This is a genomic window from Streptococcus sp. BS35b, from assembly GCF_000286475.1.
In the GTDB taxonomy this organism is placed as follows: domain Bacteria; phylum Bacillota; class Bacilli; order Lactobacillales; family Streptococcaceae; genus Streptococcus; species Streptococcus oralis_W.
This window is the reverse complement of the sequence record NZ_ALKH01000017.1, coordinates 29,574-49,162: the sequence shown is the minus strand read 5'-3', so window position 1 is coordinate 49,162 and position 19,589 is coordinate 29,574. Positions and strand designations below refer to the sequence as shown.

The following is a 19,589-nucleotide window of genomic DNA, read 5'->3' as shown; positions in this document are numbered from 1 at the left end:
CGATTCTCTACAAAATATTTTCGTACGTATCGCGAACTTCTTGAGGCCAGACACTGGTCTGAACTTCTCCGATGTGTTTCTTACGAAGAAGGAACATGGCCATCCGAGACTGTCCGATACCTCCACCGATTGTCAGTGGGAAAAGGCCGTTAAGCAGGGCTTTATGCCATTCCAGCTCAAGACGATCTTCGTCTCCTGTAAGAGCCACTTGGCGACGAAGTGTATCCTCATCTACCCGAATCCCCATAGAAGAAAGTTCAAAGGCACAACCAAGAGATTCGTTCCAAACTAGAATATCGCCATTCAACCCTTTGTAGCCATTTTCAGACTCTGTTGTCCAGTCATCGTAGTCAGGTGCACGGCCGTCATGAGGTTTGCCATCAGGCAACTCGCCACCAATACCAATCAAGAAGACAGCACCAAACTCTTTACAGATTGCATTTTCACGCTCTTTCGGTGTCAAATCTGGATAGCGTTCCACCAACTCTTCTGTATGGATAAAGGTGATTTGTTTTGGCAAGATGGATTCAATATCGTAGCGCGCTTCTACGGCTAGCTCTGTCAGACGAATAGCCTTGTAAATCTTCTCAACAGTTTCTTTGAGATAAGCGATATTGCGTTGACCATTTGGAATCACTTTTTCCCAGTCCCACTGGTCCACATAAACTGAGTGAGTCGCATCAAGCGAATCTTCATCTGGACGAAGGGCCTTCATATGAACAAATAGACCTTCACCTTCTCCAAAACCAAAGCGAGCCAAGGTGTGGCGCTTCCATTTGGCTAGTGAGTGAACGACTTCATAAGTTTCATCTGGAATCTGCAAGACCTTTACGGATACTGGATGTTCGACACCGGACAGGTTATCCTGCATCCCATCACCAACCTTGCTCAAGATAGGACCTTGAACTTCAACAACTTCTAACTTATCTTTCAAATACTGGGTAAAGGTGTTTTTGACAAAGGAAATCTCTTCTTGCTGATGGATAAAACTTTTCTTCATAAACGGCTCCTCAAAAATTAGTTAAAAGCATTATACACCTATTTCCAAGAAAAGAAAAGAGTAAACGAGAAAAAGTCAGTGCTCTTTCGAACACTGACTCTGTCATTCATTAATCGTTTCGACCAAAGATTCGTAAGATGCTAAGGAAGAGGTTGATAAAGTCTAGGTAGATGCTGAGTGCCATTGAGATGACCCAACCTGTCGCTACTTGTCCTCGTGACTGCTCATAAACATAGCGAATCTTTTGGTTGTCCCAAGCAATCAAACCTGAGAAGACCAAGACCATGGCAATACTAATCATGTAGTCAAAGAAGCTATTGGCTAAAAATAGATTCACAACCATGGCAATGATGAGGCCGACAAGCGCCGCCATCAAAGCTCGTCCCATTCCACCCAAATCTTTCTTGGTGAAAATTCCGATTACCGCCATGACAAAGAAGAGAAGGGCACTAGATACAAAGGCTGATAAGACGGTCCCAGGTGTATAGAAGGCTACGACAAAACTAAGCGTAAATCCATTTAAAACAGAATAAACTAAAAATACTGGGAGAGCTGCTGGGCTGTTCTTCGCAGCCATGCTACTTGCAACAAAGACCAGAGCAAGTTCTGCAAAAGTTGCAATCATCAGCCAGAGACGGCCATGCATTAAAAAGTAGACCAATTGGGACTGAAAGACTGTCAACATCAAAGCTGACACGAGAGCCGATAGACCAATCCCAAGTCCCACAAAGGCATAAACCTTAGCGTAAAATTGATTGAGACCTGAACGTTCTTGAATAATCGTTTGATTCATTCTGATTCTCCTTTTCTCTATAAATATGTCTTGATTATAACAAAGATTTTATAAATCAGCTAAAATAAAACATCAATATGCCTGCGGCAATGGCAACATTGAGACTTTCTGCTCGACCTTTCATGCCAATATGAACCAGTTGATCAGCACTCTCAGCCATGACAGAACTAATCCCCTGTCCTTCATTTCCCATGACCAAGACAAACTGATCCAAGTAAGGCAAGTCACGATAATCTTTAGAATCCTTGGAAAGAGTGGTTGCTAGCACTGGAATACCCGCTTCTTTAGCTTCCTCAAGAAGCGTTTGGCTAGGCATCCGGTAAATGGGCAAGTGAAAATGACTTCCTTGCATGGAACGAAGGGTCTTGAGACTGTAGATATCCGCTGACTTGTCTGAAACAATAACCCCTGTAAAACCTGCTGCATCCGCCGTCCGAATCATGGTGCCAACATTACCAGGATCTTGGACTTCCTCTAAAAATAGAAACTTACCCTGACGAAAATCAGGCAGTCCTATTTCCTCTTTTTGAATCACTGCAACAATCCCTTGAGGAGTTTGCGTATCTGCCAAATCCAGCAAAATCTCCTCTGAAACCCAGATAGTTTGAGGAAAAGCGACTAGCTGATCTCGGTAACTTTCTAAGGCAAAAATCTTCTCAATCGTTACTCCTGCTTGAACAGCTTCTTCAAATAAGTGCCAGCCCTCAATCAAGTAAGCAGACTTTCGATATTTTTTTTGATGTAATTTCTTGGCATTTTTTACCACAGAATTGGCTTTTGAGGTTATAATAGTCATAGAAATATTATAACACAATCAAAGGGGTTTGGTATGCAAAAGGTTAGAATGATTGCCCAAGGTAGGGTGCAGGGTGTTGGTTTTCGCTGGGGTGTTTATACTTTAGCTCTTGAAATCGGTGGCATCACTGGTCGTGTCTGGAATAACGACGATGGCACAGTGGAAATTCTTGCTCAGGCAGACTCCTCTGCCACTATGGCAAAATTTATCCAAGAAATCCGAAAAGGTCCGACACCTTTCTCAAAAGTCACCTATCTAGATGTACAAATGAGCAACTTTTCATCCTATTCGGACTTCAAAGTCGCAAATTAGGTCTCTAGAACTATTGTATATTTTACAAAAAAACAGTAGAATAGAAAGGTATAATTTTTAAAGAAGGAATGAAAACATTGAAATCTATTAAACGTTTTGCCCTCTCTGCTATGGGAGTGGCTATGCTACTCGTCTTGTCAGGCTGTGTCCAAGTAGACAAAGCCACAGGACAACCCACTGGTTTTATCTGGAACACTATCGGATCGCCTATGGCAGAGGCTATTAAGTACTTCGCTACTGATAAAGGTCTAGGCTTTGGTGTGGCTATCATTATCGTAACCATCATCGTGCGCTTGATTATCTTGCCACTTGGTATCTACCAATCATGGAAGGCAACGCTTCACTCTGAAAAGATGAATGCCCTCAAACATGTCCTTGAACCACATCAAACACGCCTTAAAGAGGCAACAACTCAAGAAGAAAAACTAGAAGCACAACAGGCTCTCTTTGCTGCACAAAAAGAAAACGGCATCAGCATGTTCGGTGGTGTAGGATGCTTCCCTATCCTCATTCAGATGCCTTTCTTCTCTGCTATCTACTTTGCAGCCCAGTATACTGATGGAGTATCTAGCTCTACCTTCTTGGGTATCAATCTTGGTTCCCCAAGTATGATCCTTGTCGCCTTCGCTGGTATCCTCTACTATCTCCAATCACTCCTTTCACTTCACGGAGTAGAAGACGAGATGCAAAGAGATCAACTCAAGAAAATGATTTACATGAGCCCACTCATGATTGTCGTCTTCTCCCTCTTCGCACCAGCTAGTGTGACACTTTACTGGGTTGTCGGTGGTTTCATGATGATTCTCCAACAGTTCATCGTTAACTATGTTGTTCGTCCAAAACTTCGTCAAAAAGTACGTGAAGAATTTGCCAAAAATCCACCAAAAGCAAGTTCAGCATCAACTACAGGCGGGCGAAAAGATGTCACCCCTAACCAAGCAACTGCAATTACGACTACTAAGAAACATAAAAAACGTAATGCTGGTAAACAACATTCTAGAAAATAAGGTAACGGCTTAGCTGAAAGGCTAGGCCTTTTTTGCATCACAAAAGCCTGATGTTTCCATCAGGCTTCTTTTTTATCCATGTACACGTTTCATATAGTCTTGATAGCTTTCCGTATCCATGAGTTTTTTGGCATTCTTGACACGGTCTGCTGTTGGTGGTTTTACCCCTTCAAGTGAGTATGGAATTCCAAGTTCACGCCACTTGAATTCTCCCATAGTGTGATAAGGTAGAATTTCAAACTTATCAACGTTTTTGAGGGTTTTGACGAATTTACCAAGTTCGATCAAGTCCTCATCTCTATCTGTCAAGCCTGGAACCAGCACATGGCGAATCCACACAGGCTTCCCAATATCTGATAGATATTTTGCACAAGCCAAGATGTTTTTATTGGTTTGGCTGGTAACAATTCTGTGTTGTTCATCGTTGATTTCCTTGATATCCAAGAGAACCAAATCTGTCACCGCCATGAGTTTATTAAACTTTTCGAGATAACGTGGTTTATTACGGAACGGAAGGGCACAGGTATCCAAGGTACAGTGGATTCCTTTTTCCTTGGCCTTGGTAAAGAGGGCAATTAGGAAATCAATCTGTAAGAGGGCTTCTCCTCCACTAACAGTGATTCCCCCCTTGTCTCCCCAGAAACCACGGTAGCGAAGGGCTTCTGTCAAGACATCGTCTACTGTCCGTTCGCGTGATTTATTGGTCTCCATAGCCCATGTATCAGGGTTATGGCAGTACTGGCAACGCATGTGACAACCCTGCAAAAAGACAATGAAACGAATCCCGGGGCCATCTACCGCCCCAAAACTCTCTGTCGAATGCACCATTCCTGTCACTTGTCCATAGTCAATTGTTTCTTCAGACATATCGTCACCTTCCTTGAAACCGTTTTATAGTTTTATTATATCACGAGTAAGGTGAAAAACAAGGTTTTTTTGTCTATTTTTTAGAAAGCAATCTGTTTTTCACTTTCATTTTCAATTTCTTTTACTGATCCGATTCAAAATCAAAACCATACAAGGTTGCGAAATAGTCCTCAGGGCGCTCTGCACGGCGGATTTGGCGGGCTTTTCCTTCTTCGGTATAGAGGATTTCTGCCGAGCGTAGTTTGGCATTGTACTGGTAACCCATGGAGAATCCATGTGCACCTGTATCATGAATCACCAGTAAATCACCGATTTCTGTATGAGGTAGTTCGCGGTTCACTGCAAATTTATCATTGTTTTCACAGAGTGAACCGACCACGTCTACCACCTCAATAGGTCCGTCTGGATGAGTCAGATTGGTGATATGGTGATAGGCTCCATACATGGCGGGGCGCATGAGGTTGACTGCTGATGCATCCACACCTAGATAGGTACGATAGGTTTTTTTCTTATGAGTGACTCTTGTGACCAAAGCTCCGTGAGGGGCCAACATAAAGCGGCCTAATTCTGTGAAAATCTTAACCTGACCAAGTCCTGCAGGTGTAAGAACTTCCTCATAAACCTTACGCACCCCTTCACCAATCACAGCGATGTCATTTGGCTCCTGCTCAGGACGATAATTGACTCCGATTCCGCCGGAAAGATTGATAAAGTCTAGCGAAATACCCAACTTTTCCTTGATTTCAACAGCTAATTCAAAAAGCTGACGCGCCAACTCTGGGTAGTAGAGATGGGTGACAGTATTGGATGCTAGGAAAGAGTGAATCCCAAAAGTCTTGGCTCCTTTTTCCTTCAAAATCGCAAAGGCTTCAAAAAGCTGGTCCTTGGTCATCCCAAACTTGGCCTCCCCAGGATTGTCCATGATATCTGTTCCTAGCTCAAAAACGCCACCAGGATTGTAACGACAAGAGATGATTTCTGGAATGCCTGCTGCACGCTCTAGACGTTCAATGTCTTCAAAGGCATCCAAGTTAATAGTTGCGCCCAATTCACGCGCATAGGCATATTCCTTGTCTGGCGTGTTGTTAGAAGAGAACATGATCTCAGAACCGGGGAAATCCAGTTTATGGCTCATCAAGAGCTCCACGTAACTAGAACAGTCCACACCGCAACCTTCCTCTTTGAGGATTTTCAAGATAGCTGGTGTTGGAGTGGCCTTGACGGCAAAATATTCTTTGAATCCCTTATTCCAAGAAAAGGCCTGGTTGACTGCTCTTGCTTTTTCACGAATCCCCTTCTCGTCATACAGGTGAAAGGGAGTCGGGAACTCTGCAACAATTGTTTCTAAATCTTCACGGCTGATAAATGGTGTTTTCATAGGCATCCTTCTATTCTGTTTGCAAAGAAAGGCTGGGACAATCGTTCCAACCTTTAGTTCTATCTCTTATTTGTCTTCGTCAAAGATATTTCCAATCTCAACATCGATGGATTGGTTCTTGACATCAATATTGGTTACTTTCAAGAGTGACTTGTAATCAAACTGCTTTTCACGTTCTTCTTGGGCATTATCTGCAAAGACTGCGACACCGGCTAGTTCAGAGTCGAACTCACGCAAGAGACTAATCATCCCGTTGACAGTTCCGCCGCCTTTCAAAAAGTCATCCACAATCAAGACACGACTGCCTGCCTTGAGGCTGCGTTTTGAAAGGAACATTTTCTCAATGCGGTCACCGCTGGAACCTGATACATAGTTGACGCTGACCGTTGAACCTTCGGTAATTTTCAAGTCACGGCGCACAATGACAAATGGAACATTGAGGACATTGGCAACTGCATTTGCGAGTGGCACACCTTTTGTTGCTACTGTCATAACGGCATCGATTTTTTGGTCCATAAAGCTCTTGGCAATGATGCGCCCAATATTTTTCAAAATGGCAGGTGTACTGAGCAAATCAGACAGGTAGATGTAGCCACCTGGCAAGATACGGTCGCTTTCTGAAAGTTTGTCACGCAAGTCTGCGATCATTTCTTTGGCTTCATGACTCGAGATTGATGGTGTAAAGATAACGCCACCACCTGCTCCAGTCACAGTCTGAATATGACCGATTTCAATTTCCTCAAAGGCACGCTTGATAATCACGATATCCTCTGAGATAGAGGATTTGGCAGATTCGTACTTTTCTGCAAAGGTATTGAGACTTGTTAGTTTGTATGGATTATTAATCAAATAGTTGGAAATGACAACCATCCGATCACTTCTTCTTAATTTCATTTTTATTTACCATTCCATTTAATTTTAATATTTTATCCATTATACCATATTCACATAAAAAAACGAACATTATTGCGTAAAAAATGCTCGTTTTTCTTAAATTATTAATCTAAATCTGGTTTATAGAAGGAACGATTGTCCATAGCGAAGATTTTATTGGTCATCTCTCCTTTGTCCACCAAAGCTAGAGCCGTTGACATCATCATCATGCTGGCATCTAGATTGTCAATCATATGAATAATCTCTGCCTCCATAATGCGTGGACGGACTGGACTTCCATACTCCAGCAAGCCATGGTGACTGAGGATGACATGGCGCAGTAGCATCACTTCTTCTCTAGTATCATCAATGCCCAGTTCCATGACTGTCTTGGTAATTTCGCTATCGATGAGGGCTATATGGCCGATGAGATTGCCTCGCACTGTATACTCCGTATGGTCTGGTCCCGTCAACTCAATAACCTTGGCCAAATCATGCAGCATAATCCCGGCATAGAGGAGGCTCTTATTGAGCTGAGGATAGATCTCGCTAATGGCATCTGCCAAGCGCACCATGGTTGCTGTATGATAGGCCAAACCCGTTTCAAAGGCATGGTGGTTGGTCTTGGCAGCTGGATAGGAGTAGAATTCCTTATCGTACTTGGTGTAGAGACTACGCACGATACGTTGCCAGACAGGATTTTCAATCTTGAAAATCATTTGCGACATGTAGTCACGGATTTCCTTGACATCGACTGGTGACTTGACCTTGAAGTCAGCTGGATCATTGGGTTCCCCAGGTTGAGGTAAACGAAGCGTAATTTGATTGACTTGAGGAGTATTATTATAGACTTCTCTGCGTCCCTGCATGTGGACAACTTTCCCAGCGGTAAAGGCCTCAACGTTATGAGGTTGGGCATCCCAGAGTTTCCCTTCAATCTCGCCACTATCGTCTTGGAAGGTAAAGGCTAGGTAGTTTTTCCCAGCTCGTGTCTGTCTCAGGTCAGCTGACTTAATCAGGTAAAAACCTTCAAACAGCTCATCTTTTTTCATGTGACTAATCTTCATATTCTTCCTCATCTTCTTGGAAATGGAGTAGATCAAGCGCAGGCTCACCTTCTGATAATTCAATGTGACGGAGCGTCCGCTCGATAGCTGTGGTACGACGGTTTAATAATTCATCAATATTGCCAGAGGCATGTTGGAGATGCTTTTGTGCTTTGACCAGAATGCCACCAAACTTGCCAAACTCGGTCTTGACGCTGGCAAGAGTCTTGCTGATATGGTCGGCACTCTTTTGGATATTGAGAGTTTTGAAGCCAACCGATAGGGAGTTGAGCAGGGCTGATAGGGTACTTGGACCTGCGACAATAATCTGCTCCTCCCGCCTCAAATCATCAAAGAAGACCGGATTGCGAACAATCTCTGAATAAAGACCTTCTGTCGGAACAAACAAGACTCCAAAATTGGTCGTCCGAGGTGGCGCTATGTACTTGCTCTTGATATCCTTGGCAAAGCGCTTGACGCTTGCTAGGAGTGACTTGCGACAACGTTCGATTTCGTCCTTATCGCCTGCTTCATAAGCTTCTTCTAAGCGGTAATAATCCGCCAGTGGAAACTTGGAGTCAATCGGTAAATAGACGTATTCCTGGTCGCCTTGCCCAGGCAACTTGATGGCGTACTCTACTCGCTCGCTAGAGTTTTCAACCGTTGCAAATTCTCGTTCGTACTGGGCAGGTGTCATGATGTCTTCAATGATTTGCCCCAGTTGCAATTCTCCCAGAATGCCTCGCGTCTTGGTCCCAGAGAGAACCTTGTTGAGGGCACCAACATCGCGGGCAACTGTCTGCATTTCTCCCAAACCTCGATTGACAGACTCTAGTTGCTTTGAAACTGTCTCAAAGGAAGCCTGCAAGCGCGTCTGCAAGGTCTTTTCTAACTTTTCCTCGACAGTTTGACGCATTTGTTCCAAACGTTGCTCATTGGACTCCTGCAGGGCTTGGAGACGTTGGTCGGTCTTATCTCTGGTTTGAAGGAGATTCTCGTTCATCTCCTGTCTAACTTGCGTCAGGCCTTGGTGCAATTCCATTCGTACTTCCTGCAAGCGGTCACTGACAGCCACTTCCAAATCTTTTTGATCCAGCTGGCTGACTTGTCTTGCTTGTTCAAAGCGGTAATCCAGTTGATCTGAAAGATTGTCTGCCTGATCCTCCAAACTCTTGGCTAGGTATTTGTCTTGCTTATCCTGCCTTTGCCAAATCAGAAAGAGCCCAGCTAGGTTGGCAATTAATAATAGTAGTAATACAGTCTCCATCCTACCTCCTGTCCTTGCTATGCAGCACGACGACATAGCCATCTGGGCAAGTTACCGCAACTTCCCTATCTATATATTCGTTAGAAGCGTACACTTTTTTAAAGAAAAAATTCTCCTCTGTCAATTCGTACTTGGCACCAAGAATAGTCAGCTGGCTATCCCGAACTGGCATAAAGGCTAGATAATCGTAGTCTGAACGGGGCTCTAGCTGACTGGTCCCTTCTGGACAATAGGCAATCACATTTTGCCCATCCTCAATCGCTATCTGGCGCATATAGGGTGCCAACTTGGGATTGCTAGGCAGAAAGACATTAGCCAGCATATGATCAATACGACCACCCAAAGCCCCAAAAATGGTCACTTGGGCTTGAGGATTTTTTTCAAAAATCGTTAAAAGTGCTAGTTCCAGATCCGTATCATCCTTTTCTGGCTGGGCTTGAACAAAATGCTGGGCACGTTTTTGAATCAACTGACGTTCGTCTGCAGTCACCGAATCAAAATCTCCAACTGCTAGGTCGAGAGGAAGGTCTTCTTCCAAGACCCAGAGCGAGCCTCGATCCACACCGACAAAGCAATCAAAATCCGTCCGATAATGACCGCGATCTCCGCCGGCAAAAACGGCAACCCTAGTCCAATTGTTTTCTGAGAGTTTGCACTCGTTCATTGACATCTCCCTTAAAGACATAAGACCCTGCTACAAAAACGGTAGCACCAGCTTCTTTAGCCTGAGAAATGGTTTGAACATCAATCCCACCATCGACTTCGATCTCAAAGCTCAAACCTTTTTCCTCACGAAGGGCAACCAACTCACGAACCTTGTCCATGGTTTCAGGCAGAAAAGTTTGCCCACCAAATCCAGGGTTAACCGTCATGACCAAGACTTGATCAACTAGATGAAGAACATGCTTAATCGCCTCGACAGGTGTCCCAGGATTGATAACCACAGAAGGTTTAACACCGAGAGAGCGAATTTTTTGGAGGGCGCCATGGATATGAGGCGTTGCTTCCACATGGATACTGATGATATCCGCTCCTGCACGCGCAAAATCTTCTAGATGATGCTCAGGATTTGATACCATCAAGTGGCAGTCAAAGACCATCTTGCTATGGGGGCGAAGAGCTTCAACCACACCTGCACCAAAACTGATTTGTGGTACAAAGTGCCCATCCATGATATCGATATGGGCATACTCTGCCCCAGTTGCTTCTAGGCGTTTGATTTCACGTTCAAAGTTGGCATAATCTGCTGCCAGAATTGACGGAGCAATCTTGTATTGAGACATAGGTTTCTCCTTATTTTGGAATTTTTTTGCTGACTTTTTTATAGGTTTCTCTGCGATTTTCAATTTCACTGAGGAATTGCAGGTAGTTGTCAAAACGGAAGGTCGCAATAGCGCCTTCTTCTATAGCCGGCTTAACCGCACAGGACGGTTCATGGGTATGGGTACAAGTACGGAACTTACAATCTCGACTGACACTAGCAATCTCTGGAAAGGCCTGATTGAGGTCTTCAGCCGTTGACACTTCATAATCCAGTGATGAAAAGCCTGGCGTGTCTGCGATTTTACCTCCATTAAGGTTGTAAAAACTAACAGCTCGAGTGGTATGGCGACCACGACCTAGACTATCTGAGATTTCTCCTGTTTCAAGATTAAGGTCCGGTGCGATTTTATTGAGAAGGGTTGACTTCCCAACACCTGTCTGCCCCATAAAGACCGTAACCTTGCCTGTTAACAAGGGCAAAAGTTCCTCCTTACTGGTCACAAAGTCGTAACCAATGGCGCCGTAAGTCTGCTGGTAAAAATCCAGTTCTCCTCTATCTTCCAGCAAGTCCATTTTAGAAATATAAACAATAGGATGGATGCTCTTATGCTCCAAAAGAACCAAGAACCGATCCAGCAAGTTGCTGTTGAAGTCCGGTTCCTTGACGGACATGATTACCACAGCCTGATCGATATTGACAATAGGCGGACGAACCAGACTGTTTTTCCGTTCGTGTATCTTGAGGATATAGCCCTCTGAATTTTCCTCGGCAGAAAAATCTACCCAGTCCCCGACGTAGGGTGTATGGCCTTTTTTACGGAAATTCCCACGCGCACGTGTCTGATAAACCTGACCATCACTCTCCACATAGTAGAATCCCGCCAAGGCTTTAATGATTTGTCCCTGCATCTTAGAGTCCTTGTCCTTTAAGCGCATCTGAAAGGCTAGCAAATTCTTCCAAGCTAAGTGCTTCCCCACGCACAGATGGAGACAAGCCTGCCTGATCCAAAGCCTTGGTCAACTTTTCCTTGACTTCATCAGTCTTGCCAAAGTAGCCTGTTAAGTTATTCCATAAGGTCTTGCGACGATGGGTGAAACTAGCCTTGGAAACCTTAAAGAAAAAGTTCTCGTCTTCCACTGCTACAGCAGGCTCTGGACGGCGCACCATTTTTAAAATGGCTGAGTCCACATTTGGGGCTGGCACAAAGACCGTACGAGGCACGATGAAGGCAACCTTGGCTGTCATGTAATATTGAACAGCAATCGACAAACTACCGTAAGCTTTGGTATTGGGCTGTGCTGAGATGCGATCCGCCACTTCTTTTTGCATCATGACGACAAACTCACTAAAAGGAATGCCACTCTCGATTAAATGCATGAGAATAGGAGTCGTAATGTAGTAGGGCAAATTGGCAACTACCTTAATCGGCAATTCAGGATTTTTGAAATTCTTGATATACTGCGCCAAGTCAACTTTGAGAATGTCCTCGTTGACTACTGTTACATTGTCAAAATCACGCAGGGTATCTGCCAAAATCGGTACCAAACGGTGGTCGATCTCAAATGCCATGACTTGAGCTGCACGCTCAGCCAAAAATTCTGTCAAGGCACCAATCCCTGGCCCGATTTCGATAACGTTAACCTGATCATCAATTTCAGCTGTATCCACGATTTTTTGAAGGATATTGGTATCCGTCAGGAAATTTTGCCCGAAGGACTTTTTAAAGGTAAAACCGTGACGCTCCAGCACTGCCTTGGTCACGCTATAATCTGCAATTCTCATCTATTCTCTTTTCTAATATAGTATGCTTCCGGGGTATAATGATAGAGCAAAACAAATAAGGGAGTCTCAGTAATTCCTTCCAACATCTCTTTTAAGACCGCATCTGGATGAATAATCTCTCGTGTTTTGGTGAAATAAACACCTTGTTCCCCATTTCGATTACGGAGTTCCCAAGCGACATTGTTTCCTTGAACAGACGGCAAATAACGTTCCTTTTCTAGAAAGTCAAAAAATTCTTTCACCGTCATATCTTCAGGAATCTCAAATTCTGTCTCATGAGGCAATACATCGTCCCCCATACATACAGAATCTCTATTAACTCGAATTTTCATTTCGCACTGTCCTTATAAGTTTCTATTTTAACGCTATCAAAATAAATAGCCCTAGAAATAAATCAACTATAATACATCGTCATATATACGAGGAACTATTTAACATCCCTTAACTTATCCTGGCTTCTTCCATTTTCATTAGGAACACATCAAACAACTCCATATACGGAATTTTCACTCACTATTGAAACAACTTGTAAAATCTGTTCTATTTTTTAAAATCTTTATCATTCATCGTTTGAAAAAGTCAATTGCTCAAGTAAGGAATAAAGTTTTGCTTGCTCCTCTTCTTCGTAAGCAGATCTATTTGCCTTTACTTCCCTACATTTCTCGTCATACAAAAAACCGTCATATCCGTCTTCTGTAGATAAGGCTGTGTAGACTTTCGCCATTTCTTCAGGACTAATCGAAAATCTTGACTTGATTTTATAAAGATTTTTCATAAAAGCGCTGAGGTGATTATAGCGGCGCATATCTACTTTGACATTGGTCACACGAATTGCCTGAATTTTAATATCTTTCCAATGTTCCCGCATATAAAGCGACAGCATCAACAAGGCTAATTTATTCTGATAATAAGTCTTAGCAGGACTGTAATGTTTTTGACCAGCTAAATTTTCAAAATCAAGTTTCATGAAGGGATAAAGCACTAGCCCCTGGGAAGAAATATTAATAATCCGTCCACTCTCTGACTTTTCCAACAAACCTTTCAACAGGAAAGAAAGCAGGAAGGGCGCAACAACATTGGTCGCAAATTGTTTTTCTAGTCTATCCTTAGTCAGGATGGGCTTTTTGACTGATAAATCAAAGTCAGCTGCATTGTTAATTAGAACGTCTAGAACGTCTTCTTTTTGAATATACTGTTCCGCTGCTTTCCTGACACTCTTCATATCAGATAAATCAGCCAAGATATAATCTACATGTGGATTTCCTGTCTGCTGACGAATTTCCTCACAAGCTTGCTCGGCAGCCTCTTGCCGCCTACAAAATAGGGTCACTGACCACCCTTTCTCAGCTAACTGCCTTGCAGCTTGATAACCGATGCCACTGTTACCACCGGTAATAATTACTTTTTCCATTCTTTACTCCTTTAAATTGAATATTTTGTCATAACTTCTTCCACTTCTGCCAAGGTTACGCCAAACAACTCTAAGCGCTTGAGGAGTTGCTTACCGTTGGAATAGCCGATGCGGAGCTGTTCGCCTAGATACTCTCTGCGCCTACGACTGTCTGCTCCCGCTAAGAAACCTAGGCGAATCAAGTCACCACGACTGATGTCAAACTCGTTCTCGTTTTCAAATTGCTCTGTCACCTGAGTCAGCGCTGTTTTTAGATCTTCATAGCTGGCGTGTTCGATTCCCAGAGAACGTCCCTTGGACTTAGATTTGGGAACAGCTTCATCTCGCTTGAGAAAGGCATGCTGCACTGTTGGAATGGCCGTCATAATCATGCGACGAATGCGCTCCCCATTAAAGTCAGGGTCTGTAAAGACAATGACTCCATGCAGTTCATGCAGGCGACGAATCCGCTCTATATCCTGGTCATTTATTGCGGAACCTCGTGTTTCATAGGTCTCTACATCAAAGTAACGTTTGAGATTGGCCGTATCATCGCGACCTTCGACCACGATGACTTGGGAAATTTTTTCTTTCATTACTTGCTATCCAATCCAAAGATACGCTCTGCATTTGCAGTTGTTATAGCTGCTAATTCCTCGGTCGTCATCCCACGCAAGTCGGCGATAAAGTCCACCACGTATCGTGTGTAGGCTGTTTTGTTTTCACGGCCACGTTTAGGAACAGGAGCCAGATAGGGCGCATCCGTTTCTACCAAAATCTTGTCTAACGGAAGTTCTCTAGCAGCCTCTTGGATATCCGTCGCTTTCTTAAAGGTCACCACACCTGAGAAAGAAATGGTCATGCCAAGCTCGACAAACTTCTCAGCCCACTCCAAAGAACCTGAGAATGAGTGCATGATGCCACCACGAGGACCAACGCCCTCGCTCTTGATAATCTCATAAGTATCTTCTAGCGCATCACGGGTATGGACCACAAAAGGCAAATTCAAATCCTTAGACAACTGAATCTGACGGCGAAAAACCTGCTCCTGCACTTCCTTAGGTGCTGTCATCCAATGGTAGTCCAGACCAATCTCCCCCAAGGCAACGACCTTGGGATGTTTTAGTTTTTCAAGCAAGTAAGCTTCGACCTCGTCTGTGTAAGTCCCTGCTTCCGTCGGATGCCAGCCAATAGTTGCGTAGAGTTGCTCATACTCATCTGTCAATTCTAGGGCTCGCTCAATGGTCGGTGTATCAAAACCAACAATGTTCATCCGAGTCACACCCATCTCAGCAGCCAGGGCGAGTTCTTCTGCCTCGCGTCCTGCAAATTCTTCTACATTTAAATGTGTGTGCGTATCAAAAATCATCTCTTCTAACCTCATTCTTCCATCTATTATACCAAAAATAGCATCCCTCGGCTTGGAAAAATATCCAAAAATCAGTCATTCTCCCTTGACTGCCCTTTTTCAAAGCAGTATAATATCACTTATTGAAATTTTCATCAAAGGAAAAGAAAATGTTTAGAAAATTAAAATATACCTTTATCGGTCGACCACTCAAGTCTCTCACAGACGGCGAAGGGGGATTACTTGGAAAAATGCAGGCACTTGCAATGTTATCCAGTGATGCCTTGTCTTCTATTGCCTATGGGCCTGAACAAGTCATTCTCGTTTTAGTTAGTCTCTCTCCTCTCGCCATTTGGTGGAGCCTCCCTATCGGTATTTTTGTCCTCTTACTGCTCGCTAGTTTGACCATTTCCTATCGTCAAATCATCCACGCCTATCCTCAAGGTGGTGGGGCTTATATGGTCACTCGGGAAAACCTCTCCCCTGAACTAGGCTTGATTGCAGGGGGCAGCCTCCTTGTTGACTATATGCTGACAGTAGCCGTATCCGTTGCTTCTGGAGCTGATGCTATTACTGCAGCCATCCCTGCCCTCCATCCCTACAATCTTCATATCTCTATTTTCCTAGTCTGCCTGCTCATGCTCTTGAATTTAAGAGGCTTGAAAGAATCTGCCAGCTCTCTGATGATTCCCGTCTACCTCTTTATCTTCAGTACCGTCTTTCTCTTACTTTATGGGTTCTTTCAACTATTTACAGGTTCCCTAAACTATCAGGCGACTTCAACCATTGGACAAACTGTTCCGAGTCTTTCCATCGTTCTCCTACTAAGAGCCTTTACCAGTGGCTCTGCCTCTCTGACAGGGGTTGAAGCTATTTCAAATGCGGTACCATTTTTTAAAACTCCGAAAGAAAAGAATGCTGCTCAGACTTTGACCATCATGTCGCTGATTTTAGGATTTCTTTTTGCAGGCATTACCTTCCTAAACTACTGGATGGGTATCACGCCTCAACACGGAGAAACCATCCTCTCGCAAATGGCCAAGGGTATTCTTGGTGATTCATTCTTTGGCCATGCTAGCTACTATCTCTTCCAGTTCTCAACAGCCTTAATTCTAGCTGTAGCTGCAAATACTGGCTTTTCAGCCTTCCCTATGCTGTCCTACAATATGGCCAAAAACAAGTACATGCCTCATCTCTTTATGGAAAAAGGGGATCGCCTTGGCTACTCCAACGGTATCTTAACTCTGGCCTTTGGGGCTATGATCCTTCTTCTCATTTTTAATGGGAATACTGAACGCTTGATTCCTCTTTATACTATCGGGGTCTTCGTTCCCTTTGCCCTTTCTCAGACTGGGATGATTCGCCATTGGAAAAAGGAAAAAGGAGTAAACTTCTTAAAATCTGCCTTCGCTAATATCCTTGGGGCCATCATTTGTTATGCCATTGTCCTCATTTTACTCCTCTTCAGACTGGGTGATATCTGGCCATTCTTCCCAATTATTCTAGTCTTAACCTTCCTCTTTTTGTCCATTCACAACCATTACCAAAAGGTGGCTAAACAACTACGACTCTACGAAGGAATTGAAAAGCGCACTTATGACGGCAACCTTGTCCTTGTCCTAGTAGGAAATGTTACTCGAGTAAGTGTCGGAGCCATTAACTACGCTCAAAGTATCGGTGACGAAGTGTTAGCCATGCACATTTCTACTAAAGAAACGGCAGAAAAAGACCAAGAAATTCTTCAGGAATTTGCCGATTACTTCCCAAATATCACTCTGAAGAATATCAACACCAGCTACCGCGACATCATCACCCCTAGCGTTAAGTATGTCAAACGAATCGCCCAAGAAGCTAAGCAAAAAAACTACACTGTTACAGTCCTTGTCCCACAGTTCATCCCTAACAAGCCTTGGCAAAATATCCTCCACAATCAAATGAGCCTCAAACTAAAATACGCTCTCAGATGGCACGAAGACGTCGTTGTCGCTAGCTACTCTTATCACTTAAAAGAATAAACAAAAGCTCAAAATCATTTGTTTTTGATTTTGAGCTTTTTTATCTAAAATTCTCAAATTTTCTTATAGATCAGTGACTTATTTCATGATACAAAACTTATACTGAAATGTATGAATCTTTCACTAACTACACTTGTTGAGCAAAACAAAAGCCAGTAGACTCGAGTTCCTACTGACTTCTTTGTTGAATTTGTTTGGATTATGCAGCCAAAACTTTGCGTCCTTTACGACGACGAGCTGCCAATACGCGACGACCGTTTTTAGTTGACATACGGTTACGGAATCCGTGTTTGCGCGCACGACGAATTTTACTTGGTTGATAAGTACGTTTCACGATGAATACCTCCTCATAGATTTTGTATTCGTTTAGCCGGCTATAAAGTGATCAGTTACTAAACATACTTTACTATTCTATCTGATTCTGATACTTTTGTCAATAGCTCTAGGCAAATGTTTCCAGCTTTTTCTCATGTAAGCCCTATCTACGATACTGTTTCAAGAAACGAGTCATCTTTTCTTGGATTTGTGCTAATTCATCTACACGAGGAAGATAAACAATACGGAAATGGTCTGGTTCTTGCCAGTTAAAACCGCGACCATGAACCAAGAGAACCTTCTCTTGCTTCAAGAAATTGAGGACAAACTGTTCATCATCATCAATGCGGTACATATTGCGGTCGATTTTAGGGAAGATATAAAGACCCGCCTTCGGCTTGACCGCAGACAAACCTGGGATATCTTGAATGGCATTGTAAATGAAGTTTCTTTGCTCGTAAATCCGTCCACCAGGAAGGAGCAATTCATCCACTGACTGGTGCCCACCTAGTGAAGTTTGTACGACTTGCTGGGCCAAAACGTTAGAGCAAAGACGCATATTGGACAGCATATTGAGCCCTTCGATATAGCCCTTGACATGGTGCTTAGGACCAGACAAGACCATCCATCCTACACGGAAACCAGCGATGCGATGAGATTTTGACAGACCATTCATGCTGACACAGAAAACATCTGGTGCCAAGCTAGCCACAGGCGTATGCACATGCCCATCCATCACCATGCGATCATAAATTTCATCCGCAAAGATGATCAAATCGTTTTGACGGGCAATCTCAATAATCTCCAACAAGAGTTCCTTGGGATAGAGAGCTCCTGTCGGATTATTTGGATTGATGAGAATAATAGCCTTGGTATTTGAAGTGATTTTTGACTTGATATCGTCAATATCTGGGTACCATTCTGCAGCCTCATCACAGATATAGTGGACGGCATTTCCTCCAGCTAGGCTGACAGCCGCTGTCCAGAGAGGATAGTCCGGCATAGGAACCAAGACCTCATCTCCATTGTCCAAAAGCCCCTGCATGGACATGACAATCAGTTCACTGACACCATTTCCAAGGTAAATATCATCAATATCCACATTTGGGAATTTCTTCAGTTGGCAATACTGCATGATGGCCTTGCGGGCTGAGAAAATCCCTTTGGAATCAGAATATCCCTCACTATCACGCGCATTCATAATCAAGTCATGAATGACCTCATCTGGCGCTGTAAAGCCAAATTCTGCTGGATTCCCTGTATTCAGGCGTAAAATCTTTTCTCCGTTTGCTCGCATACGCATGGCTTCTTCTAAAACAGGACCACGGATATCATAAGCAACATGCTCTAGCTTGCTAGATTTGTTAAATTCTTTCATCTTTTTTCCTCAATTCGTCAGGATAGTAACATTATACCACTAGAAAGTCGCTGCGACAAGCTTCCATAAACAAGGAATCAAAAGAAAAAAATGGACAATGGGAATTCTCACCAATTCTCTTTTCTTTTATTTCTATATACTTACTAAGTCTATGGCCAACAATATGGTTTAAAATATGATTTTTACTTTACTTCTTTAGTGAAAAGGGTTACAATAAAAGTAAGAAAATTTCAGGAGGTTTCATTATGGCACAACGTTACCAAAATGTTATGGTCGCAATTGATGGTTCTAAAGAAGCGGACTTGGCTTTCGTCAAAGGTGTTTACACTGCTCTACGCAATGAATCCAAGCTCACCATTGTCCATGTTATTGACACACGCGCTCTTCAAAGCGTATCTACCTTTGATGCTGAAGTTTACGAAGAACTCCAAGCCGATGCTGAAAGTATGATGAAAGAGTATGAAAAGCGTGCAAAAGACGCTGGTTTAACGGATATCCACATCGTCATCGAAATGGGAAATCCAAAAACTCTCCTCGCTCGGACGATTCCGGACGCAGAAAATGTTGACTTGATTTTAGTTGGTGCTACAGGTCTCAATGCCTTTGAACGCCTCTTAGTCGGTTCTTCATCTGAATATATTCTCCGCCATGCAAAAGTCGATTTGCTGGTCGTAAGAGAAAGTGAAAAAACATTGTAAATAGTAAGAAAAGGAGCCTAGAACTCCTTTTTGTTTGCCCTGATTAATCTACACAAAAAG

At 43.3% G+C, this 19,589-nt stretch carries 22 protein-coding genes; 4 read left to right on the top strand and 18 right to left on the bottom strand.

Annotated elements, in window-relative coordinates; genetic code table 11:
• Positions 1-7: 7 nt before the first annotated feature.
• From asnA to HMPREF1149_RS11010, 3 genes are all read right to left on the bottom strand, one after another.
• The gene (gene asnA / locus HMPREF1149_RS11020; protein ID WP_000747987.1) at positions 8-1,000 is read right to left on the bottom strand and encodes an aspartate--ammonia ligase; all 993 of its coding nucleotides are present in this window, start codon (positions 998-1,000) and stop codon (positions 8-10) included.
• A 109-nt stretch (positions 1,001-1,109) separates the two neighbouring features.
• A complete protein-coding gene (locus HMPREF1149_RS11015; RefSeq protein WP_001076871.1) occupies positions 1,110-1,793 on the bottom strand; it encodes a Bax inhibitor-1/YccA family protein in 684 nt (227 codons plus the stop codon).
• Positions 1,794-1,848: 55 nt separating this feature from the next.
• Entirely contained in the window at positions 1,849-2,589 is a 741-nt protein-coding gene (locus HMPREF1149_RS11010; protein WP_000152687.1) for a TrmH family RNA methyltransferase, read from the bottom strand.
• 33 nt (positions 2,590-2,622) lie between these two features.
• Between HMPREF1149_RS11010 and HMPREF1149_RS11005 the strand changes: the two genes are divergently transcribed.
• Together HMPREF1149_RS11005 and yidC are read left to right on the top strand one after the other, a co-directional pair.
• A complete protein-coding gene (locus HMPREF1149_RS11005) occupies positions 2,623-2,901 on the top strand; it encodes an acylphosphatase (protein ID WP_001174620.1) in 279 nt (92 codons plus the stop codon).
• A 77-nt stretch (positions 2,902-2,978) separates the two neighbouring features.
• A complete protein-coding gene (gene yidC, locus HMPREF1149_RS11000) occupies positions 2,979-3,908 on the top strand; it encodes a membrane protein insertase YidC (RefSeq protein WP_009068078.1) in 930 nt (309 codons plus the stop codon).
• A 72-nt stretch (positions 3,909-3,980) separates the two neighbouring features.
• Here the strand turns inward: yidC and pflA are convergent, their stop codons facing one another.
• From pflA to HMPREF1149_RS10935, 13 genes are all read right to left on the bottom strand, one after another.
• Positions 3,981-4,775 carry a pyruvate formate-lyase-activating protein gene (gene pflA / locus HMPREF1149_RS10995; protein ID WP_001288279.1) on the bottom strand — a complete coding sequence of 265 codons (795 nt, stop codon included), beginning with the start codon at positions 4,773-4,775 and terminating at the stop codon, positions 3,981-3,983.
• 121 nt (positions 4,776-4,896) lie between these two features.
• Positions 4,897-6,153 carry a diaminopimelate decarboxylase gene (locus HMPREF1149_RS10990; protein ID WP_000856546.1) on the bottom strand — a complete coding sequence of 419 codons (1,257 nt, stop codon included), beginning with the start codon at positions 6,151-6,153 and terminating at the stop codon, positions 4,897-4,899.
• Between the two features lie 66 nt (positions 6,154-6,219).
• Complete coding sequence (gene purR, locus HMPREF1149_RS10985) at positions 6,220-7,047, bottom strand: pur operon repressor (protein WP_002874197.1); 828 nt, start codon at positions 7,045-7,047, stop codon at positions 6,220-6,222.
• A 104-nt stretch (positions 7,048-7,151) separates the two neighbouring features.
• Complete coding sequence (locus HMPREF1149_RS10980) at positions 7,152-8,093, bottom strand: 3'-5' exoribonuclease YhaM family protein (protein WP_000703208.1); 942 nt, start codon at positions 8,091-8,093, stop codon at positions 7,152-7,154.
• Complete coding sequence (gene rmuC, locus HMPREF1149_RS10975) at positions 8,083-9,339, bottom strand: DNA recombination protein RmuC (RefSeq protein ID WP_000450908.1); 1,257 nt, start codon at positions 9,337-9,339, stop codon at positions 8,083-8,085. Before rmuC ends, HMPREF1149_RS10980 begins: the two co-directional genes overlap by 11 nt.
• A 1-nt stretch (position 9,340) precedes the next feature.
• Positions 9,341-10,003 (bottom strand): thiamine diphosphokinase, encoded by a 663-nt coding sequence (locus tag HMPREF1149_RS10970; RefSeq protein WP_001001244.1) that lies wholly within the window; start codon positions 10,001-10,003, stop codon positions 9,341-9,343.
• The gene (rpe, locus tag HMPREF1149_RS10965) at positions 9,966-10,622 is read right to left on the bottom strand and encodes a ribulose-phosphate 3-epimerase (RefSeq protein WP_000085000.1); all 657 of its coding nucleotides are present in this window, start codon (positions 10,620-10,622) and stop codon (positions 9,966-9,968) included. The genes HMPREF1149_RS10970 and rpe overlap by 38 nt, the downstream gene beginning before the upstream one ends.
• A gap of 10 nt (positions 10,623-10,632) precedes the next feature.
• Positions 10,633-11,511: a ribosome small subunit-dependent GTPase A gene (gene rsgA, locus HMPREF1149_RS10960; protein ID WP_001161996.1), complete on the bottom strand. Its 879-nt coding sequence runs from the start codon at positions 11,509-11,511 to the stop codon at positions 10,633-10,635.
• A gap of 1 nt (position 11,512) precedes the next feature.
• Complete coding sequence (gene rsmA / locus HMPREF1149_RS10955) at positions 11,513-12,385, bottom strand: 16S rRNA (adenine(1518)-N(6)/adenine(1519)-N(6))-dimethyltransferase RsmA (RefSeq protein ID WP_001216875.1); 873 nt, start codon at positions 12,383-12,385, stop codon at positions 11,513-11,515.
• The gene (locus HMPREF1149_RS10950; RefSeq protein WP_025170473.1) at positions 12,382-12,717 is read right to left on the bottom strand and encodes a hypothetical protein; all 336 of its coding nucleotides are present in this window, start codon (positions 12,715-12,717) and stop codon (positions 12,382-12,384) included. The genes rsmA and HMPREF1149_RS10950 overlap by 4 nt, the downstream gene beginning before the upstream one ends.
• A gap of 227 nt (positions 12,718-12,944) precedes the next feature.
• Complete coding sequence (locus HMPREF1149_RS10945) at positions 12,945-13,796, bottom strand: SDR family NAD(P)-dependent oxidoreductase (RefSeq protein WP_000416622.1); 852 nt, start codon at positions 13,794-13,796, stop codon at positions 12,945-12,947.
• 11 nt (positions 13,797-13,807) lie between these two features.
• Positions 13,808-14,371, bottom strand: a complete 564-nt coding sequence (gene rnmV, locus HMPREF1149_RS10940) for a ribonuclease M5 (RefSeq protein WP_000659988.1) — start codon at positions 14,369-14,371, stop codon at positions 13,808-13,810.
• On the bottom strand, positions 14,371-15,144 hold the full coding sequence (locus HMPREF1149_RS10935) for a TatD family hydrolase (protein WP_000575647.1): 774 nt from the start codon (positions 15,142-15,144) through the stop codon (positions 14,371-14,373). Before HMPREF1149_RS10935 ends, rnmV begins: the two co-directional genes overlap by 1 nt.
• Positions 15,145-15,293: 149 nt before the next feature.
• Between HMPREF1149_RS10935 and HMPREF1149_RS10930 the strand changes: the two genes are divergently transcribed.
• Positions 15,294-17,138 (top strand): APC family permease, encoded by a 1,845-nt coding sequence (locus HMPREF1149_RS10930; protein WP_000488827.1) that lies wholly within the window; start codon positions 15,294-15,296, stop codon positions 17,136-17,138.
• A gap of 199 nt (positions 17,139-17,337) precedes the next feature.
• Here the strand turns inward: HMPREF1149_RS10930 and rpmH are convergent, their stop codons facing one another.
• Together rpmH and HMPREF1149_RS10920 are read right to left on the bottom strand one after the other, a co-directional pair.
• Positions 17,338-17,472: a 50S ribosomal protein L34 gene (rpmH, locus tag HMPREF1149_RS10925; protein WP_000831902.1), complete on the bottom strand. Its 135-nt coding sequence runs from the start codon at positions 17,470-17,472 to the stop codon at positions 17,338-17,340.
• A gap of 144 nt (positions 17,473-17,616) precedes the next feature.
• Positions 17,617-18,831, bottom strand: a complete 1,215-nt coding sequence (locus tag HMPREF1149_RS10920) for a pyridoxal phosphate-dependent aminotransferase (RefSeq protein ID WP_000657747.1) — start codon at positions 18,829-18,831, stop codon at positions 17,617-17,619.
• 245 nt (positions 18,832-19,076) lie between these two features.
• Between HMPREF1149_RS10920 and HMPREF1149_RS10915 the strand changes: the two genes are divergently transcribed.
• On the top strand, positions 19,077-19,529 hold the full coding sequence (locus HMPREF1149_RS10915; protein ID WP_000079164.1) for a universal stress protein: 453 nt from the start codon (positions 19,077-19,079) through the stop codon (positions 19,527-19,529).
• Positions 19,530-19,589: the final 60 nt, after the last annotated feature.

Excerpts from the sequence above, each read along its gene's own strand:
- asnA (WP_000747987.1), bottom strand. The coding sequence starts at position 1,000 with ATGAAGAAAAGTTTTATCCATCAGCAAGAAGAGATTTCCTTTGTCAAA.
- HMPREF1149_RS11015 (WP_001076871.1), bottom strand. The coding sequence starts at position 1,793 with ATGAATCAAACGATTATTCAAGAACGTTCAGGTCTCAATCAATTTTAC.
- HMPREF1149_RS11010 (WP_000152687.1), bottom strand. The coding sequence starts at position 2,589 with ATGACTATTATAACCTCAAAAGCCAATTCTGTGGTAAAAAATGCCAAG.
- HMPREF1149_RS11005 (WP_001174620.1), top strand. The coding sequence starts at position 2,623 with ATGCAAAAGGTTAGAATGATTGCCCAAGGTAGGGTGCAGGGTGTTGGT.
- pflA (WP_001288279.1), bottom strand. The coding sequence starts at position 4,775 with ATGTCTGAAGAAACAATTGACTATGGACAAGTGACAGGAATGGTGCAT.
- HMPREF1149_RS10990 (WP_000856546.1), bottom strand. The coding sequence starts at position 6,153 with ATGAAAACACCATTTATCAGCCGTGAAGATTTAGAAACAATTGTTGCA.
- purR (WP_002874197.1), bottom strand. The coding sequence starts at position 7,047 with ATGAAATTAAGAAGAAGTGATCGGATGGTTGTCATTTCCAACTATTTG.
- HMPREF1149_RS10980 (WP_000703208.1), bottom strand. The coding sequence starts at position 8,093 with ATGAAGATTAGTCACATGAAAAAAGATGAGCTGTTTGAAGGTTTTTAC.
- rmuC (WP_000450908.1), bottom strand. The coding sequence starts at position 9,339 with ATGGAGACTGTATTACTACTATTATTAATTGCCAACCTAGCTGGGCTC.
- HMPREF1149_RS10970 (WP_001001244.1), bottom strand. The coding sequence starts at position 10,003 with ATGAACGAGTGCAAACTCTCAGAAAACAATTGGACTAGGGTTGCCGTT.
- rpe (WP_000085000.1), bottom strand. The coding sequence starts at position 10,622 with ATGTCTCAATACAAGATTGCTCCGTCAATTCTGGCAGCAGATTATGCC.
- rsgA (WP_001161996.1), bottom strand. The coding sequence starts at position 11,511 with ATGCAGGGACAAATCATTAAAGCCTTGGCGGGATTCTACTATGTGGAG.
- rsmA (WP_001216875.1), bottom strand. The coding sequence starts at position 12,385 with ATGAGAATTGCAGATTATAGCGTGACCAAGGCAGTGCTGGAGCGTCAC.
- HMPREF1149_RS10950 (WP_025170473.1), bottom strand. The coding sequence starts at position 12,717 with ATGAAAATTCGAGTTAATAGAGATTCTGTATGTATGGGGGACGATGTA.
- HMPREF1149_RS10945 (WP_000416622.1), bottom strand. The coding sequence starts at position 13,796 with ATGGAAAAAGTAATTATTACCGGTGGTAACAGTGGCATCGGTTATCAA.
- rnmV (WP_000659988.1), bottom strand. The coding sequence starts at position 14,371 with ATGAAAGAAAAAATTTCCCAAGTCATCGTGGTCGAAGGTCGCGATGAT.
- HMPREF1149_RS10935 (WP_000575647.1), bottom strand. The coding sequence starts at position 15,144 with ATGATTTTTGATACGCACACACATTTAAATGTAGAAGAATTTGCAGGA.
- HMPREF1149_RS10930 (WP_000488827.1), top strand. The coding sequence starts at position 15,294 with ATGTTTAGAAAATTAAAATATACCTTTATCGGTCGACCACTCAAGTCT.
- HMPREF1149_RS10920 (WP_000657747.1), bottom strand. The coding sequence starts at position 18,831 with ATGAAAGAATTTAACAAATCTAGCAAGCTAGAGCATGTTGCTTATGAT.
- HMPREF1149_RS10915 (WP_000079164.1), top strand. The coding sequence starts at position 19,077 with ATGGCACAACGTTACCAAAATGTTATGGTCGCAATTGATGGTTCTAAA.